16 protein-coding genes are annotated in these 17,899 nt (G+C 32.0%); 9 read left to right on the top strand and 7 right to left on the bottom strand.

All coding sequences use genetic code 11. The annotated features are described in order from the left end of the window. Positions 1-164: 164 nt before the first annotated feature. From Q0998_RS09445 to Q0998_RS09410, 8 genes are all read left to right on the top strand, one after another. The gene (locus Q0998_RS09445; RefSeq protein WP_299669334.1) at positions 165-1,514 is read left to right on the top strand and encodes an FAD/NAD(P)-binding oxidoreductase; all 1,350 of its coding nucleotides are present in this window, start codon (positions 165-167) and stop codon (positions 1,512-1,514) included. Positions 1,515-1,516: 2 nt separating this feature from the next. Next, on the top strand, positions 1,517-3,139 hold the full coding sequence (locus Q0998_RS09440; RefSeq protein ID WP_299669332.1) for a 4Fe-4S binding protein: 1,623 nt from the start codon (positions 1,517-1,519) through the stop codon (positions 3,137-3,139). Positions 3,140-3,196: 57 nt separating this feature from the next. Further along, positions 3,197-3,679 (top strand): hypothetical protein, encoded by a 483-nt coding sequence (locus Q0998_RS09435; RefSeq protein WP_299669330.1) that lies wholly within the window; start codon positions 3,197-3,199, stop codon positions 3,677-3,679. Next, positions 3,676-4,368, top strand: a complete 693-nt coding sequence (locus Q0998_RS09430) for a glycosyltransferase family 2 protein (protein WP_299669328.1) — start codon at positions 3,676-3,678, stop codon at positions 4,366-4,368. The genes Q0998_RS09435 and Q0998_RS09430 overlap by 4 nt, the downstream gene beginning before the upstream one ends. Further along, a complete protein-coding gene (locus Q0998_RS09425) occupies positions 4,368-5,858 on the top strand; it encodes a cellulose synthase family protein (protein ID WP_299669326.1) in 1,491 nt (496 codons plus the stop codon). Before Q0998_RS09430 ends, Q0998_RS09425 begins: the two co-directional genes overlap by 1 nt. After that, complete coding sequence (locus Q0998_RS09420; protein WP_299669324.1) at positions 5,858-7,261, top strand: mannosyltransferase; 1,404 nt, start codon at positions 5,858-5,860, stop codon at positions 7,259-7,261. The genes Q0998_RS09425 and Q0998_RS09420 overlap by 1 nt, the downstream gene beginning before the upstream one ends. Positions 7,262-7,327: 66 nt before the next feature. Further along, a complete protein-coding gene (locus tag Q0998_RS09415) occupies positions 7,328-8,350 on the top strand; it encodes a LacI family DNA-binding transcriptional regulator (protein WP_299669322.1) in 1,023 nt (340 codons plus the stop codon). 3 nt (positions 8,351-8,353) lie between these two features. Further along, entirely contained in the window at positions 8,354-9,163 is an 810-nt protein-coding gene (locus Q0998_RS09410) for an HAD family hydrolase (protein ID WP_299669320.1), read from the top strand. 134 nt (positions 9,164-9,297) lie between these two features. Here the strand turns inward: Q0998_RS09410 and Q0998_RS09405 are convergent, their stop codons facing one another. From Q0998_RS09405 to Q0998_RS09395, 3 genes are read right to left on the bottom strand one after another with little or no spacing between them, the layout of a single operon-like run. After that, entirely contained in the window at positions 9,298-10,251 is a 954-nt protein-coding gene (locus tag Q0998_RS09405) for a carbon-nitrogen hydrolase family protein (RefSeq protein WP_299669318.1), read from the bottom strand. A 5-nt stretch (positions 10,252-10,256) separates the two neighbouring features. Next, positions 10,257-10,838, bottom strand: a complete 582-nt coding sequence (locus Q0998_RS09400) for a hypothetical protein (RefSeq protein WP_299669316.1) — start codon at positions 10,836-10,838, stop codon at positions 10,257-10,259. A 2-nt stretch (positions 10,839-10,840) separates the two neighbouring features. Then, positions 10,841-11,632 carry a DUF2797 domain-containing protein gene (locus Q0998_RS09395; RefSeq protein ID WP_299669314.1) on the bottom strand — a complete coding sequence of 264 codons (792 nt, stop codon included), beginning with the start codon at positions 11,630-11,632 and terminating at the stop codon, positions 10,841-10,843. 82 nt (positions 11,633-11,714) lie between these two features. On the opposite strand from Q0998_RS09395, the gene Q0998_RS09390 reads away from it, so the two are divergent. After that, a complete protein-coding gene (locus tag Q0998_RS09390) occupies positions 11,715-13,223 on the top strand; it encodes a GH3 auxin-responsive promoter family protein (RefSeq protein ID WP_299669312.1) in 1,509 nt (502 codons plus the stop codon). A gap of 34 nt (positions 13,224-13,257) precedes the next feature. On the opposite strand, the gene Q0998_RS09385 is transcribed toward Q0998_RS09390, so the two are convergent. The 4 genes from Q0998_RS09385 to Q0998_RS09370 all read right to left on the bottom strand — a co-directional run bounded on the left by Q0998_RS09385 (position 13,258) and on the right by Q0998_RS09370 (position 17,878). Continuing rightward, on the bottom strand, positions 13,258-14,235 hold the full coding sequence (locus Q0998_RS09385) for a polyprenyl synthetase family protein (RefSeq protein ID WP_299669310.1): 978 nt from the start codon (positions 14,233-14,235) through the stop codon (positions 13,258-13,260). A 170-nt stretch (positions 14,236-14,405) separates the two neighbouring features. After that, entirely contained in the window at positions 14,406-15,446 is a 1,041-nt protein-coding gene (gene rlmN / locus Q0998_RS09380; protein ID WP_299669308.1) for a 23S rRNA (adenine(2503)-C(2))-methyltransferase RlmN, read from the bottom strand. Between the two features lie 67 nt (positions 15,447-15,513). Continuing rightward, complete coding sequence (gene queA, locus Q0998_RS09375) at positions 15,514-16,563, bottom strand: tRNA preQ1(34) S-adenosylmethionine ribosyltransferase-isomerase QueA (RefSeq protein WP_299669306.1); 1,050 nt, start codon at positions 16,561-16,563, stop codon at positions 15,514-15,516. Positions 16,564-16,636: 73 nt separating this feature from the next. Next, positions 16,637-17,878 carry a 3-phosphoshikimate 1-carboxyvinyltransferase gene (locus Q0998_RS09370; protein WP_299669304.1) on the bottom strand — a complete coding sequence of 414 codons (1,242 nt, stop codon included), beginning with the start codon at positions 17,876-17,878 and terminating at the stop codon, positions 16,637-16,639. Between the last annotated feature and the right edge of the window lie 21 nt (positions 17,879-17,899).

Below are 17,899 nucleotides of genomic sequence, written 5' to 3'. Positions count from 1 at the left end.
GTTTATTTTCTGTGAAAATTTTTATTTCAGTCTTATTTAGAGAGACTTACTTACAAAGATTTTGAAAATATTTTATTTATAATGATTCTAAATTTAAATAAAATCTAAAATAGTTTTTAAGTTCTTAACTTTAGCTTCGACATATAAGCAACAACCAACTAGACATGGAACACATCGTAATTATTGGTAATGGAATTTCTGGGGTTACCGCTGCCAGACATATTAGAAAAAATTCTGATAAAAAAATAACCATTGTCTCTGCAGAATCAAAATTCTTTTTCTCTAGAACAGCCCTCATGTATATTTATATGGGACACATGAAATTTGAGCATACACAACCTTACGAAGAATGGTTTTGGGAGAAAAACAACATTGCCCTTAAAGAAGGTTTTGTAGGTGCCATAAATACAGCTAAAAGTATTTTAGAATTTACAAATGGTGAAACCCTATTTTACGACAAACTAATTATTGCAACAGGCTCTAAACCCAATAAATTTGGTTGGCCAGGGCAAGATTTAGATGGTGTTATGGGAATGTATCACAAACAAGATTTAGATAAACTAGAAAAATTTGCACCAGATAACGAAGCCTGTAATAGAGCTGTAATTGTTGGTGGAGGACTTATTGGAATTGAATTGGCAGAAATGTTGCGAAGTAGAAAAATTCCTGTTACTTTTTTAGTCCGTGAAACTAGTTTTTGGAACGGAGTTTTACCAGCCCTAGAATCTGAAATGATTAATGAGCATATTAAAGAACATCATATCGATTTGCGTTTAAATACAAATTTAAAAGAAATTAAATCTGATGAAAATGGCTGTGTAAAATCTATTATTATTGAAGAGACAGGTGAAGAGATATATTGCAATGTTGTTGGTTTAACAGCTGGCGTAACGCCAAACATAGATTTTATAAAAAATACTGGAATTGAATTAGGACGTGGTGTAAAAGTGAATCGTTTTTTAGAAACAAATATGCCTAATATTTATGCGATTGGAGATTGTGCAGAACAGCACGAAGCTATTGGCCAACGTAGAAATATTGAAGCTGTTTGGTACACTGGAAGAATGATGGGAGAAACCGTTGCACAAACTATTTGTGGTAATAAAATGGAATATAAACCCGGACATTGGTTTAATTCTGCAAAATTTTTAGACATCGAGTACCAAACCTATGGTTGGGTTTTTAGTGAAAAAGGGAAAAAAGAAAACGAAGCTTATTTTCAATGGAAACATCCCGAAGAAAACAAATGCATTACCATTTCTTTTGATAAAAACACCCATCTTTTTTTAGGAATTAACACCTTCGGAATTCGGATGCGTCATGAAATTTTCGACAAATGGCTAACAGGAAATAAATCTATTGAATATGTTTTAGAATATTTAGCAGATGCCAATTTTGATCCTGAATTTTACAAATTACACGAACCTGAAATTGTAGCAAAATTCAACGAAGAAAACAATACCAATATTCAACTTAAAAAGAAGAGCTGGAAAAGAATTTTTAGCAAAGTATAGATATGAAAACAATAAAATATACAGGTCTAGTCATTTTTTTATTAGGTTTAGCCATCTTTACAGGAACTATTTTTTCAGGTTCCTTCAACTTAACAAAATCTGAATTAGATACTTTTTTAAGAGAGCAGAATTATAAAAGTACCGTTATAGAAAGTGCCTTAGAAAAAGCCGTTGTAACGTCAGAAGATTTAAATATTTTCGAATTTTCAAGCCGAGTTAGAAATGCGTATTATGTTTCCAACAATTATTATGACAATCTTATTAAAAAATACGATGCAGAAAAAAATTGGGATAAAAAAGGCGAACAATATCAATATAAAATCTACGGAAAACCACATACGTTAAGTTATACATTGGCTAAAGAAGCAGGCAAAGGTTTTGTTGTTGAAAATGCAGGTCTGGTTTGGTTTTTAACCTTCGGCTTAGGTATTATAGGAGCCTTGTTATTTATTCTTCCGAATTTAATTTTGCTAGGAAAACCAGGCATTAAAAATGATGGTATTTACCTCAACTCGGCAACTAACAGAGGCTGGATAGCTTGGTTGGTATTGATTTTTTTAGTGAGTTTTTATTTGACACTCTATTTTATGCCAGATTACGTAGTAAACTGGACCTTTATTTTAGACCCCATAAGTCAGGCTTTAGCTGGTCGTCCTGCAAGCCAGTGGTTTGTATATGGTTTCTTGTATTGTACAATTATGCTAACAATGGGCGTTAGAATGTTTATCAAATACAGACACAACAAATATCAAATTGTAAGAACTATCTCTGTTTTATTTTTTCAAATTGTATTTGCTTTTCTAATTCCAGAAATTATGGCAAGTTTACAAATGCCAGAATATGATTTTAAAAATGCATTTCCTTTAGATTATGATTTTTTCTTTGAATGGAACTTAAAAAGCTTAGCAGAAACTGGCGGTATTGGAATTTTTATTCTAGTCTGGGGAATTGTTTTAACCTTAGTTATTGTGCCTGTTATGGTCTATTTCTTCGGAAAGAGATGGTATTGTTCTTGGGTTTGTGGTTGTGGTGGCTTGGCAGAAACCTTAGGAGATCCTTATAGACAACATTCAGATAAAAGTTTAAATGCTTGGAAATTAGAAAGATGGTTAATTCATGCTGTTTTAGTTTTCTCTTTAGTCATGACATTGGTTACGCTGTATTGTTATTTTACAGGTGCAGCATCGTTTATAGGTATTAAATCTCAATGGATAAAAGATACGTACAGCTTCTTAATTGGCGCTTGGTTTGCAGGCGTTATTGGTACCGGTTTTTATCCCATTTTTGGCAACAGAGTTTGGTGTCGTTTTGGTTGTCCTCTGGCAGCGTATTTAGGCTTAGTACAACGCTTTAAATCAAGGTTTAGAATTACCACAAATGGTGGGCAATGTATTTCTTGCGGAAATTGTTCTACCTATTGTGAACAAGGTATTGATGTAAGAGCATATGCGCAAAAAGGAGAAAATATTGTGCGTTCTAGCTGTGTAGGTTGTGGTATTTGCTCTGCGGTTTGCCCTAGAGGTGTTTTAAAGTTAGAAAACGGACCTGAAAGCGGAAGAATAAATCCTACAGATGTTTTATTAGGCAATGATGTAAACTTGATGGATTTGGTAAATAAGAAATAAGTTGGGAGTTAAAAATGAAATTGTAATGCTCAACTTTTAGAAATGTAAAATGTATCAATGAAAAAATGTCTCCTATTTTTCTTTTTAATGCTGATGAATTTTACTGCGTTCTCACAAAAAAAATACATCAAAAAATACTATAAGAATCATCAAATAAAAGAAGAAGGTTGGCTAAAAAACAATACTAAAAACGGTTATTGGAAGTATTATTTTAGAAACGGAAATTTAAAAAAAGAAGGGCATTACAAAGATCATTTAGAAGTAAAATATTGGTACTTTTATCGCCCAAATTCTGTTGTAGAAAAAGAAGGACATTACAAAAGAGGACAAAAGAATAACTGGTGGTTATTTTATAATGACACCGGAGTTATCATTCACAAATGTCAATTAAAAAACAATCAGAAAAACGGATACTGCTTTTTGTATGACCAAAAAAAAATAGTGAAAGCTTCTAAATACAAGAACGGAAAAAAAATAAAAGAATGGACAGATTTCTCATCGTTTAAAGATGAAAACAATCTAAATGATTTAAGACAATGACACCCATCATAAACGTTATTATTCCTGCTTACAATGAGCAAGATTCTATTGCAAATGTAATTCAAGATATTCCTAGTATAGTGAATGAGATTATTGTGATCAGCAATAATTCTACAGACAATACCATCAAAAATGCTAAAAATGCGGGCGCTACTGTTTTATCTGAAACTAAAAAAGGCTATGGTTATGCCTGCTTAAAAGGTATGGACTACATTTCTAGGAAAAAAATAAAACCAGAAATAGTTGTTTTTTTAGATGGTGATTATTCAGATTACCCAGAACAACTAACAACACTTATTCAGCCAATAATAGCAAACAACATAGATTTTGTTATTGGGGCTCGGGTAAAAGAATTGCGTGAACAGGGTGCTATGACACCGCAGCAAATTTTTGGGAATTGGTTAGCAACGTCTTTAATGCAATTTTTCTTTGATGCAAAATTTACAGATTTAGGCCCATTTAGAGCCCTAAAATATGATAAATTATTAGCCTTAGAAATGGAAGATAAAACCTACGGCTGGACCGTAGAAATGCAATTAAAAGCATTGAAACAAAAATTATCTTATATAGAGATTCCTGTGAAATACAGAAACAGAATTGGTGTTTCTAAAGTGTCAGGAACAGTTAAAGGTAGCATATTTGCAGGTGTAAAAATATTAGGTTGGATTTTTAAATACAGTTTTAAATAATGATTATAGAATACAGCATCATTATCGTTTATTCTTTAGCCCTTTTGCTTATTTTTATGTACGCATTGGCACAATTAAACTTGTTGTTTAATTATCTAAAAGCAAGAAAAAAGGAAGACACATCAGAAAAATTCGATTTTTCAAACGCAGAAGAAATTCCTTTTGTAACCATACAGTTACCGGTTTATAATGAATTGTATGTAATGAAACGTTTGTTAAAGAATATTGCAAAACTAGCATATCCTTTAGAGAAGTTAGAAATTCAGGTTTTAGATGATTCTACAGACGAATCTATAGAGACTACCGCAAAACACATCAAGAAAATTCAAGAAAAGGGTATAGATATTCAGCACATCAGAAGAAGCAATAGACAAGGTTTTAAAGCGGGAGCTCTTAAGGAGGGTTTAAAAATCGCAAAAGGCGAATTTGTTGCCATTTTTGATGCTGATTTTCTACCGCAAAAAGATTGGCTATTAAAAACGGTTCCCTATTTTAAAGATGCAGAAATTGGCGTTGTGCAAACACGTTGGGGACATATCAACAGAAATTATTCGACCCTAACAAAAATACAAGCATTTGCTTTAGATGCGCATTTTACTTTAGAACAAGTGGGTAGAAATAGCAAAGGGCATTTTATAAATTTTAATGGAACCGCAGGAATTTGGCGTAAAGAATGTATTTATCAGGCTGGCAACTGGCAAGGTGATACACTTACAGAAGATTTAGATTTGAGCTACAGAGCCCAGTTAAAAAACTGGAAATTTAAATACTTAGAACACATCGTAACTCCTGCAGAATTACCAGTAATTATTAGTGCTGCAAGAACACAACAATTTAGATGGAATAAAGGGGGAGCAGAGAATTTTCAAAAAATGATGAAAAAAGTGATTCTAAATAATAACATTTCTTTTAAAACAAAAATTCACAGTCTGTTGCATCTTTTAAATAGCTCTATGTTTACATGTATTTTTTTAGTGGCTGTGTTAAGTATTCCAATGTTGTATATTAAAAATGAAAATGAAGACTTAAAAATATATTTTTATGCACTAAGTTTCTTTGTGATCAGTTCCTTCATTTTCTTTATTTGTTATTGGTACATGTATAAAAATATTTACGGAGGCGGTATTAAAAATTTCTTTAAATACATTGCTGCTTTTTTTACTTTTTTCTCAATTGCTATGGGTTTTTCTTTACACAATACCATTGCCGTTCTAGAAGGTCATTTTGGAAAAAAAAGTGAGTTTGTAAGAACACCAAAATTCAATATCAAAACAATAAAAGACAGTTGGAAAACCAACAAATACATTAAGAAAAGACCTTCTGTACATGTAATTTTAGAAGGCATCTTAGCCTTATATTTTGTATTTGGCATGTACAGCGCTTTTGTTGTAGGAAATGAAGGTGGAGATTTCGGTTTGTTCCCTTTTCACTTGATGCTTTTTATAGGCTTTAGCTATGTTTTTTTTAAATCGATATTTTCTAAAGCCTAATGTCTTTTTTAAAAAAATATAGAAACCCAATTGCAATTACTTTAAGTATAATTCTGTATTTTTTCTTTGCTTATTTTTTAGAGAGAACGCAGTTTTACACGGTTTGTTTTTTGTGGTTTTCTTTGTTTGGATGTTTTTATGTCTTGATAAAAAACAAAAAAACACCCTTTGCAACATTCGTAGGAATGGCACTTTTGTTTAGATTGGTGTTGCTATTTTCTATTCCGAATTTATCACAAGACTTTTATCGTTTTATTTGGGATGGACGCATGCTTTTAAATGGTTTTAATCCTTATTTATCCTTACCAGAAACCTTTATTCAGCAAAACTTACAACCCGTTGCAGAAACTGCTATTTTGTATGATGGAATGGGCGAATTGAATGGAAGTCATTATACAAATTACCCACCATTAAATCAATTATGCTTTTTTATTGCAGCCTTTTTTGCTAGTAAAAGTATTTTCGGGTCTGTCATTGTGCTTAGAATTATCATTATTTTAGCAGATTTTGGAATTCTATATTTTGGAAAAAAACTACTAGAACATTTAAACTTACCAATAAAAAATATTTTTTGGTATGTTTTAAATCCGTTTATAATTATAGAAATGACGGGTAATTTACATTTTGAACCCGTCATGCTATTTTTCTTAATTTGGTCTTTGTACAAATTGCACCAACAAAAATGGATTTGGGCTGCAGTGCTATTGGCTTGTTCCATTTCTATAAAATTAATTCCATTGTTATTTTTACCTTTATTTTTTCAATGGTTTGTAACACCATCCGACTCTGCCCAAAATGGTAAATCGATGTTTTTACGAGCGCTCCCAAATTTTCGAGTAAACACTATTGGTATTTTTAAGCTAATGGGTTTTTACGCAATCATCTTAATCATAACAGTCCTTTTATTTTTCCCATTTTATTCATCAGAATTCCTAGCAAACTATACAAATTCAGTTGGTCTATGGTTTCGGAATTTTGAATTTAATGCAAGTTTCTACTATGTTTTTAGAGAAATTGGGTATTTATTTAGAGGATATAATGAAATTGCCATCATTGGTAAAATAACACCTATTGCAACTATTGTATTCTTGTTATGTCTTTCTTTTTTCAGAAAGAATAAAAGTGAAATACAATTAATTACTGCCCTATTGTTTGGTTTGTGTTTTTATTATTTTACTGCCACAACCGTGCATCCTTGGTATTTGGCAACTCCATTAATTTTAGGGGTTTTTACAAAATACAAATTCCCTCTTGTTTGGACTTTAGTCATTATCTTAACATATCAAGCCTATGCAAACAATCCATGGAAAGAAAATTTATGGGTTGTTGCTATAGAATACCTGATAGTTTTCTCTTATTTAATTTATGAACTTCTTCCAGCTAATAAAATGAAGAAATTGTAAAATAATCATGTTTCATCTCTTTTTTAATGAGATTTTTGTATTTTAGTAGCTTACATTTTATCATATATGAAAAGACTTACTATAAAAGACATAGCTCAAGAATTTAGTGTTTCTATTTCTACAGTTTCTAAAGCCCTGAATGATAGTTATGAAATTAGCGTAAGCACTAAAGAAAAAATTCAAAAATACGCTAAAGAGCAAAATTACAAGCCAAATTTTAATGCGTTAAGCTTAAAAAATAGGCAAACAAAAACCATTGGAATCATCATTCCGAATATGTTGAACTACTTTTTTGCCCAAGTTTTTAACGGAATCGAAAAAGTTGCAAATGACAAAGGGTATAAAATAATTTCTTGCATTTCTAATGAATCTTTTAAGAAAGAAGTAGAAACTATGGAAACGCTTTCTAATGGAAGTATTGATGGTTTTATACTTTCTTTGGCAGAAGAAACCGTGCTAAAAAACGATTTTAAACATTTTGAAGAAATTCTAGAAAACGGAACACCTATTGTGATGTTTGACAGAGTTGCAGAACCTATCAATTGCGATAAAGTGATTACAGACGATTTTAAAGGTGCTTCAAAAACAGTAAAGTATTTAACAAAATCTGGCAGTAAGAATATTGCTTTTATTTCTACAATTAGCAATTTAAAAGTTGGTAAAAAAAGACATCAAGGATATTTAAAAGGTCTAGAAAAAGCAGGTTTACCCATAAATAATAACCTTATTATCAATATCATAGATGAAGATTACAAAAACTATGAAAATATTTTAACTCCAATTTTTGAAAAAAATGAAATTGATGCGGTGATTGCAACCGATGAATCTTCTGCAATAGCCGCAATGAAAGTTGCTCAGAAAAAAGGATTTAAAATTCCAGAAAACTTTGCTGTTGTCTGTTTTTCTAACGGAATTTTAGCAAGACATTCGAGTCCAAAAATGACCACTGTGAGTCAACACGGAGAAAGAATGGGTGCAACGGCTGCAAGTATCTTAATAGATAGACTCGAAAATAAATCTGAAGAAGCACCAAAAACAATGATTATTAAAACCGATATTGTAGAACGTAATTCTACGAAGAGAGCTTAATTTATGAATTTAAGCAATGTAAAATTAGTGGTTTCTGATATGGATGGAACACTCTTAAACTCTAAAGGAGAAGTCAGTGATCATTTTTTTGAACTCTTTAAAAAACTGCAACAACAAAATATACATTTTTGCGCTGCAAGCGGAAGACAATACAACAGCATTGTAGATAAATTAGCATCCATTAAAGATGCCATTTACGTAATTGCAGAGAACGGCGGAATTGCGAAAAAAAACGATACAATTTTACTTTCAAATTCTTTAGAATCTCAAAAAATCATTGATATTATTCCTATATTAAGAAAAATAAAAGGCGCAAATATTGTTTTGTGTTCGCAAGATGCAGCATTTATAGAAAGTTCAGACGCTACATTTATCAATTTATTTCAAGAATATTATTACAGTTTTCAAAATGTTGATGACTTAATTGAAATTGCAAAAACGACTACTATTTTAAAGATTGCTGTCTATCATTTCAATTCTTCGGAAGCATTTGTTTATCCAAAAATAAAACATTTAGAAAAGCACTATCTGTTGAAAGTTTCAGGACAAAATTGGTTAGATATTTCTGATGAAAAAGCAAACAAAGGAAACGCGCTAAGAGAGGTTCAGAAAATTTTAAACGTTACCAAAGAACAAACCATGGTTTTTGGAGATTACCACAACGATATTGAAATGCTACAAGAAGCTGATTTTAGCTTTGCCATGGGAAATGCACACAAAGACATTAAAGAATTAGCAAATTACGCTACCAAAAGTAATAATGAATTTGGTGTAGAAAGTATTTTAGAAAAGTTGGTTGCTTCTATCAAATAATTTACTATCATGTCTCCTCGAGCATTACTGAAATGAAAAGTCATTTTCATTGAGAGTACCTAGCGAAGCTATCGAGAGGTTCTTTAGGTCTTGACTGTACTCGAGGGGACAATCTAAACAATTCAACATAAAATCTAATCATCATAAGAAACCGTACTTTGTCTTTCCCTATTCACATGTAATTTGGTTACATCTGGTCTTGAATAATGGCCCACAACATCAAAGTTTTGTCTTTCCTCTAAAACTCTATTAAAATCTAACGTTTCTATGATTAAACCCTCTTTGTTTATTACAGGTGCTACTAACCATTCTCCGTCTGGTGCGGCAATACAGGAACCTCCATTTGCCAGAATTTCTGGTGCATCTTTTGTGATTTCATCAAAGTGAGGAACGTCTTCAGGAAAATCTGATTTTGCCATTAAACTAGAAACAGAAATTACAAAAGAACGAGCTTCTCTTGCAATAAAACGAGTAATGTCTTTGGTATTATGATCACTTCCAGGCCAAACAGCAATGTGTAAATTTTCGCCCAAACCATACAGCGCCGTTCTTGGCAAAGGCATCCAGTTTTCCCAACAATTTAAACCACCAACCGTAAATTCTTTTAACGGATGTACTTGCAAACCATTTCCATCTCCAGGAGCCCAAGTTAAACGTTCATCATAGGTAGGTTGTAATTTGCGATGTACAGATTTTATTTCTCCTTCTTCGTTTATGTAAACCAAAGAAGCATAAATACTATGTCCGCCTCTGTTTTGAGCGCGCTCCATAATTCCTAAATAAACGGCAATTTTATGATCTTTAGCCAATTTACAAATGGAATCTAATTCGCCTTTTTCTATAGTTACAGCATTTCGAACATAATGCGCATGAATTTCTTTCTGAGTTTTAGAATTCCATTCTGCGCCATTTGTCAAGGCAACCCAAAACGGATATCCAGGCAATAAAGCTTCACCAAAAACAACGAGTTCGCAGTTTTCTTCTGCAGCATCTATAATTGATTTTTCAATCTTTTGAATTGTTTTTTCTTTGTGTAACCAAACGGGAGCAATTTGTGCTAATGCTACTTTTAGGATGTGGTTTTTCATAAGATTTAATATACTGGACTTGGAGGTGGAGGTAAAGGTTGATGTCTTGAATCTTTGTAATAATGGATTAAAATATCAAGATTACAACTATCTTTATATTTGAATTTTGCTTTTTCATAAGATTTAACAATATATAATAATTTGCTTTTATTTTTTTTATAATTTGAAATACTATCTAAAATCAATTTAATAAAAGCTCTTTTATAAGAATATGGTAAAAAATATTCTTTTCCGTTATTCCCATAATGTAACTCAATTAAGCCTTCTAGATTATTTAGTGGTTGTTTTTTATATTCCCACCATACACTATCATTATCTATATCTAATGAATTTATTTCCTTAATTAATCCACCTGTATAAGTAAAAGGTGATATTTTATAAATTTGATTATTATTTTCTATTGTAACAAAATGCCTTTTATTTTTGAATATTTGATTAGTTAAAGAATCTACAATTTCTCCATAATTTAAATTATGAGTAATGATTTCTGTAGGATTATTCTCTTCAAAAAATTGTTTTGAAGGATAATAATGAACCTCTTTTTTACAGGCAGAAATCAAAATCAACAAAAACAGAACTTTTTTCATAATTATATTTCTATAGCAACCACCAACCCTTCATTGCTTCTAATATTAAAGACGGTTTCATCTTCAAAAATTAAATACTGTCCTTTTATACCTACTAATTTTCCTGTATAACTGGGTGTTTTTTCTAAATTCAAGCTTTTTGGTTTTTCTGGATACCTTGTTACAGGAAATTGTAAGTTGGTTTCCGCATTATTTTCAATAAAATATGGCATTGCTTCCTCTGGAATGTATTGCTTTAATTTATCTCGCCATGCTACCAAATTGACATCTTCAATATCATTTTTTAGCATTTTACGCCAATTGGTTTTATCTCCAACATGGTCTTTTAAGGCAACTTCTGTAATTCCGGCCAAATACCTGTTAGGCACTTCTACAATTTCTATGGCTTCGTGCGCGCCCTGATCTATCCAACGTGTTGGCACTTGTGTTTTTCTAGTTACGCCAACTTTTACATTGCTAGAATTTGCCAAATACACAATATGTGGTTGCAACTGTACAGATTTTTCGTAGGCCAAATCTCTATCTTCTTGTTCTAAATGCGCTGTGCTTAGTTCGGGTCTCATAATCCAATCGCCCGCATTTGGCGTATCAAAAAAACAAGATTTACAAAAACCTTGTCTATAAATTTTCTTTTCTAAATGACAGTTTAAACATTCATAGCTAACAAAATTTAATGAAATTTCTTTATTCAGCAACTGATTCATATTTAAAAAATCAGTTTTCATATCTAAATAATACTGAATTTCGGCTGCATTTTCGGTCATCATTTTTTTTAAAACTCCTTGGTAAATCATCTCACAAATTTTAGTATTTTTAAACTTCGATTTTAAAGCGATCTTCGTTAAAAAATCGAACTAAACAAACTTACGAATTTCTATGGCTTTTCAAATTATCAATTCTATAATTTCTTGGTTTTTAAAGAAACGAAAACATCAAATCGAATTGTTTTTAAAATACCCAATAGACGTTCAAAACGAGTTGTTAACAAAGCTCTTAAATACTGCAAAAAATACTGAATTTGGGAAAGAAAAAAACTTTTCAACCATAAAAAATTATACAGATTTCACAACCAATGTTCCGATTCAGAAATATGAAACTTTCGAGCCTTTGATTGAAAGATGTAGAAAGGGAGAACAAAATTTATTTTGGCCTTCAGACATTAAATGGTTTGCAAAATCTAGCGGAACCACCAATGCAAAAAGTAAGTTTATTCCTGTTTCTGATGAAGCTTTAGAATATTGCCATTTAAAAGCGGGTAAAGACATGCTTTGCAATTATATAAACAACAACCCTAAAACACAATTGTTTGCGGGCAAAGGTTTGCGTTTAGGCGGTAGTTCGGAAGTGTATCAAGACAACGGTTCTCATTTTGGCGATTTATCTGCAATTATCATAGAAAACATGCCTTTTTGGGCAGATTTTAGCTCTGCTCCTAGTCAAGAAGTGGCGTTAATGAGCGATTGGGAAACAAAAATGGATGCCATTATCGATGAAACCATCAATGAAAATATTACAAGTTTAGCTGGTGTACCGAGTTGGATGTTGGTACTACTAAATCGTGTTTTAGAACGTTCTGGCAAAGACAACATTCTAGAGGTTTGGCCAAATTTAGAAGTCTACTTTCACGGAGGTGTAAACTTTAATCCATACAGAGAACAGTACAAAAAAATCATTCCTAAAGAAACGTTTAAATACTATGAAATTTACAATGCTTCTGAAGGTTTTTTCGCTATTCAAGATCGAAATAATTCTAAAGAATTATTATTAATGTTAGATTACGGAATTTTCTATGAATTTATCCCAATGAGCGAATACAAAGGGGAAAGTTCTAGAACAATTACACTTGCTGACGTTAAAAAAAATATAGATTACGCGTTAATTATAACTACAAATGGCGGATTGTGGCGTTATTTAATTGGCGATACCATTCGGTTTACCTCTTTAGATCCTTACCGAATTAAAATCACGGGACGCACCAAACATTATATCAATGTTTTTGGCGAAGAATTAAACATAGAAAATGTAGAAGATGCTTTAAAACTAGCTTGCGATAAAACAGCAGCAAGCATTTCTGATTATACAGTGGGGCCAATTTTTATGGAAGGAAAAGAAAAAGGGGGCCATGAATGGATCATAGAATTCAGCGAAAAACCAGCTTCCATGGGATATTTTTCTGAGGTATTAGACAATGCGTTGAAATCTATCAATTCAGATTATGAAGCGAAACGTTATTTAAACATTACATTAATGGCACCTAAAGTGCACTTGGCAAAGGAAGGTTTATTTTATAGTTGGCTTAAGAAAAAAAACAAGTTAGGCGGACAACATAAAGTACCAAGATTGTCTAATGCTAGAGACTTTGTTGAAGAACTATTGGAGTTGTAAGGCGTTTGATCTTTTTTAAATAGCATTTGGGAAGTTAAATCTTACGTTCTACAACATAATCAATCATTTTAAGCAATGATTTTTTGTAGTCAGAATCTGGAAAATCTGCAAGTATGGCTAATGCTTTATTTTTGTAATCGTTCATTTTAGTAGTGGTATACTCAATACCACCATTTTCTTTTACAAAAGTAATGACCTCTTTTACCCGCTGTTTATTTCTATTGTGTTTTTTGATCGAATTGATCAACCAAGCTTTTTCCTTTTTAGAGCAAGTGTTTAACGTACGAATTAAAGGCAATGTCATTTTTTGTTCTTTAATATCAATCCCAGTGGGTTTGCCAATTTTTGCTTCAGAATAATCGAATAAATCATCTTTTATTTGAAAAGCGATTCCAATATATTCTCCAAACTTCCGCATTTGCTGTACAACATCTTGGTTTGCCCCAACCGAAGCTGCACCAATACCACAACAGGCTGCAATTAACGTTGCTGTTTTTTTACGAATGATATCAAAATAAATAGCTTCTGTAATATCTAATTTTCTTGCTTTTTCTATTTGAAGCAATTCGCCTTCGCTCATTTCACGAACGGCGATAGAAATCAATTTTAACAAATCAAAATCCTCATTATCAATGGATAATAACAATCCTTTAGACAACATAAAATCGCCTACCAAAACTGCAATTTTATTTTTCCAAAGTGCATTTATAGAGAAAAAACCTCGACGTCTGTTGCTGTCATCTACAACATCATCATGTACTAAAGTAGCGGTATGAATTAGTTCTACAACAGAAGCGCCTCTATAAGTTCGTTCATCAAAACCGCCATTAGAAACCATTTTTGCGACTAAAAAAACAAACATCGGTCGCATTTGTTTTCCTTTTCTACGAACAATATAATAGGTAATTCTATTTAAAAGCGGCACTTTAGAAAGCATCGATTCTTTGAACTTTTCTTCAAAGAGTTCCATTTCTGATACAATGGGAAGTTTAATTTCTTCAACTGGATTCATGCGTAACAAAAATACGAAATATAAACAAGATTTGATTGTTTTTTAAAACTGCAAAATTCAGAAAAAAATGACACAAATTTTACGAATTGACACGAATAAAATAGTAAGATGGTTACACCAATTGAAAAAACGAAAACAATTCGTGAAATTTATGAAATTCGTTTCTTTTACTAAGATTTATTCGCCAATTGCCCACAAGCAGCATCAATATCTTTTCCACGAGAACGTCTTACATTTACAGTAATATCATGCATTTCTAAATTAGAAATATAATTATTTATGGCAGCATTACTTGCTTGTTGAAATTGCCCGTCGTCTATGGGATTGTATTCTATTAAATTGACCTTACAAGGCACGTATTTGCAAAAGGCTACCAATGCTATTATATCTTCTTTACGATCGTTAATTCCACCCCAAACAATATATTCATAGGTAATTGGGCGGTTTGTTTTTTCGTACCAATATTCTAAAGATTCTTTTAAATCTTTTAACGGAAAAGTGGTATTAAATGGCATTATTGAAGTTCTTATTTCATCTATTGCAGAGTGCAGAGAAACGGCTAAATTAAATTTAACTTCTTCGTCTGCCATTTTTTTAATCATTTTTGGCACACCAGAAGTAGAAACTGTAATTCTTTTTGATGACATTCCTAAACCTTCAGGAGACGTTATCATTTCTATAGATTTTAGTACATTTTTATAGTTCATTAAGGGTTCTCCCATACCCATAAAAACTATGTTTGTTAATTTATGATTAAAGTACAATCTACTTTGTTTGTCGATCACTACTACTTGGTCATAAATTTCATCAGGGTTTAGATTTCGCATTCTTTTTAAACGCGATGTTGCACAGAACAAGCAATCTAAGCTACAACCCACTTGACTAGAAACACAGGCTGTGGTTCTTTTTTCAGTAGGAATTAAAACAGATTCCACTATCAAACCATCGTGAAGTTTAATTCCGTTTTTGATGGTGCCATCCTTACTTTTTTGCATGGAATCTACTTTGATATGGTTGATGACAAAGTTTGCTTCTAACATTTCTCTGGTTTCTTTAGAAATGTTTGTCATGGCTTCAAAAGTATGCAGAGACTTGCTCCAAAGCCATTCATACACCTGATTACCACGAAATGCTTTGTCGTCATTTTCTACAAAAAAATCTCTTAATTGTTCTTTTGTTAATGCCCTTATGTCTCTTTTTTTTGTTTCCATTACGTTGCAAAAATACAAAACCTCGCATTAAACATGCGAGGTTTGTGAATCTATAAATTGTGTGTACTTATATAATTAACATTGCGTCTCCATAGGTAGAGAATTTATACCCTTCTTTGATTGCTACTTTATAAGATTCCATTAAAAAATCGTATCCTGCAAAAGCGGCTGCCTGCATCATTAAAGTAGATTTTGGTTGATGAAAATTAGTAATCATAGCGTTTGCAATACTAAATTCAAAAGGAGGAAAAATAAAACGATTCGTCCAACCTTCAAAAGCATTTAATTCTTGTTTAGAAGAAACTGATGATTCTACAGTTCTCATGACAGTTGTACCCACAGCACAAATTCTTCTTTTTTCCTTTTTAGCCTTATTAATCATCTTAGCAGTAGCTGCTGGAATCACAATTTGCTCAGAATCCATCTTATGCTTCGATAGATCTTCTACTTCAACATTACTAAAAGTACCCAGACCAATATGCAAAGTCATATCTGCAAAATCTACTCCTTTAATTTCTAAACGTTTTAATAAATGTTTAGAAAAATGCAAACCAGCTGCTGGTGCGGCTACAGCACCTTCATGTTTTGCATAAATTGTTTGGTAACGTTCTTCGTCTGAAGCTTCTACTTCTCTATTAATTTCTTTTGGTAAAGGTGTTTGACCTAATTCCAATAACTTCGCTCTAAATTCTTCATAACTTCCATCAAATAAGAAACGTAAGGTTCTTCCTCTAGAAGTTGTATTGTCTATAACTTCTGCCACTAAACTATCATCCTCACCAAAAAACAGTTTATTTCCTATTCTAATTTTTCTTGCAGGATCTACTAAAACATCCCACAATCTATTTTCAGCATTTAGTTCTCTTAATAAGAAAACCTCAATTCTAGCACCTGTTTTTTCTTTGTTTCCAAACATCCTGGCTGGAAAAACCTTGGTATTATTCAACATCATTACATCACCTTCATCAAAGTAATCTATAACATCTTTAAATATTTTGTGTTCAATAGTTCCTTCTTTTCTATTCAAAACCATTAAACGAGACTCATCTCTATGTTCTGCAGGATATATTGCTAATAATTCTTCTGGTAATTCGAATTCGAAGTTAGATAATTTCATAAAAAAATTTAGTTATAAAGGTCGCAAAGATACGATATCGGAATAGGCGTTGTCAAGTGTTTGACGGTTTAATTTAAATCTCTTTGATATTTATTCCCAACTGGCACATATCGTCCCAAAATTTCTGATACGATTTTGTAACCACTTCTGCATCTAAAATTTCAATTGGAACCTTTAGTGCCAAGGGTGCAAACGCCATTGCCATTCTATGATCATTGTAGGTTTTTATAGCAATATTTTTATTTATTTCTGATGATGCTTCTAAATGCAAACTCTTATCTGTCACAGAAATAGTAGCGCCTAATTTTGTCAATTCTGCCTTTAAAGCTTCTAACCTGTCTGTTTCTTTAATTTTTAAAGTATGTAAACCCGATAGATTACAAAAAATTCCTTCAGAAAAACAAGTTACAGCAATTGTTTGCGCAATGTCTGGTGCATTTTTTAAATCAATTTCTAAAGTTTCTTTCTTTGTGGATGCTCCTTTTTTTAAGGTGATACAATTCTCGCCAAAGGTAGTGATAACTCCAAAATGCTGGTAGATTTCTACCAAACAAGAATCGCCTTGTAAACTTTCTTTTTTGTAGGCAGACAATTTAATTTCTGAACCAATTTCTGAAGATGCAATAATCGAATAAAAATAACTCGCAGAAGACCAATCTGATTCTACAACAACGGTTTGTTTTTTTATTTTTTTCTTCGGAAGAACCTTAATTTTATTTTCTTCAAAACTAGCTTCAATGCCCAATTGATGCAACAAACTCAGAGTCATATTTATATAAGGAATGGAAGTTACTTTCCCCAGCAGTTCAACTTCCAAACCGTTTTCTAATTTTGAGGCAACTAACAACAAAGAAGAAATATATTGGCTACTTACATTCCCGTTGATTTGAACTTTATTTTTAGTGATCTTTCTTCCTTTGATTCTAATAGGAGGATACCCCGTTTTGGCCTCATAAGAAATATCTGAACCCAAATCTTTTAATGCATTTACCAAAATCTCAATCGGTCTGTTTTGCATTCTCTCAGAACCTGTCAAAATGACTTCTCTCCCTTCTTTTACAGCGAAATAAGAGGTTAAAAATCGCATGGCTGTTCCTGCATGCCCAATATCTACGATTTCCTTTCCCGAAGTTTCGGGAATAGAAAGTGCATGCTGCATGTGCACAGCATCATCTGAATCGGATAGATTTTCAATCGAAATTTCAGGAAACAAATTTTGTAAAATCAACAACCTGTTGGATTCACTTTTAGAACCAGAAATTGTTATTTCTTCATTTATTTTCTTGTGCTCTAAAACATTTAACAATATGTCCATTCTAAAAACTGATTTTAATTC

This window comes from uncultured Polaribacter sp. (assembly GCF_947501385.1).
GTDB lineage: Bacteria > Bacteroidota > Bacteroidia > Flavobacteriales > Flavobacteriaceae > Polaribacter.
This window is presented reverse-complemented; position numbering and strand designations above follow the sequence as displayed.

Coding starts and splice junctions, on each gene's coding strand:
- Q0998_RS09395 (WP_299669314.1), bottom strand. CDS start 11,632: ATGATTTACCAAGGAGTTTTAAAAAAAATGATGACCGAAAATGCAGCC.
- Q0998_RS09390 (WP_299669312.1), top strand. CDS start 11,715: ATGGCTTTTCAAATTATCAATTCTATAATTTCTTGGTTTTTAAAGAAA.
- queA (WP_299669306.1), bottom strand. CDS start 16,563: ATGAAATTATCTAACTTCGAATTCGAATTACCAGAAGAATTATTAGCA.
- Q0998_RS09430 (WP_299669328.1), top strand. CDS start 3,676: ATGACACCCATCATAAACGTTATTATTCCTGCTTACAATGAGCAAGAT.
- Q0998_RS09445 (WP_299669334.1), top strand. CDS start 165: ATGGAACACATCGTAATTATTGGTAATGGAATTTCTGGGGTTACCGCT.
- Q0998_RS09420 (WP_299669324.1), top strand. CDS start 5,858: ATGTCTTTTTTAAAAAAATATAGAAACCCAATTGCAATTACTTTAAGT.
- Q0998_RS09385 (WP_299669310.1), bottom strand. CDS start 14,235: ATGAATCCAGTTGAAGAAATTAAACTTCCCATTGTATCAGAAATGGAA.
- Q0998_RS09415 (WP_299669322.1), top strand. CDS start 7,328: ATGAAAAGACTTACTATAAAAGACATAGCTCAAGAATTTAGTGTTTCT.
- Q0998_RS09370 (WP_299669304.1), bottom strand. CDS start 17,878: ATGGACATATTGTTAAATGTTTTAGAGCACAAGAAAATAAATGAAGAA.
- Q0998_RS09400 (WP_299669316.1), bottom strand. CDS start 10,838: ATGAAAAAAGTTCTGTTTTTGTTGATTTTGATTTCTGCCTGTAAAAAA.
- Q0998_RS09405 (WP_299669318.1), bottom strand. CDS start 10,251: ATGAAAAACCACATCCTAAAAGTAGCATTAGCACAAATTGCTCCCGTT.
- Q0998_RS09425 (WP_299669326.1), top strand. CDS start 4,368: ATGATTATAGAATACAGCATCATTATCGTTTATTCTTTAGCCCTTTTG.
- Q0998_RS09440 (WP_299669332.1), top strand. CDS start 1,517: ATGAAAACAATAAAATATACAGGTCTAGTCATTTTTTTATTAGGTTTA.
- rlmN (WP_299669308.1), bottom strand. CDS start 15,446: ATGGAAACAAAAAAAAGAGACATAAGGGCATTAACAAAAGAACAATTA.
- Q0998_RS09410 (WP_299669320.1), top strand. CDS start 8,354: ATGAATTTAAGCAATGTAAAATTAGTGGTTTCTGATATGGATGGAACA.
- Q0998_RS09435 (WP_299669330.1), top strand. CDS start 3,197: ATGAAAAAATGTCTCCTATTTTTCTTTTTAATGCTGATGAATTTTACT.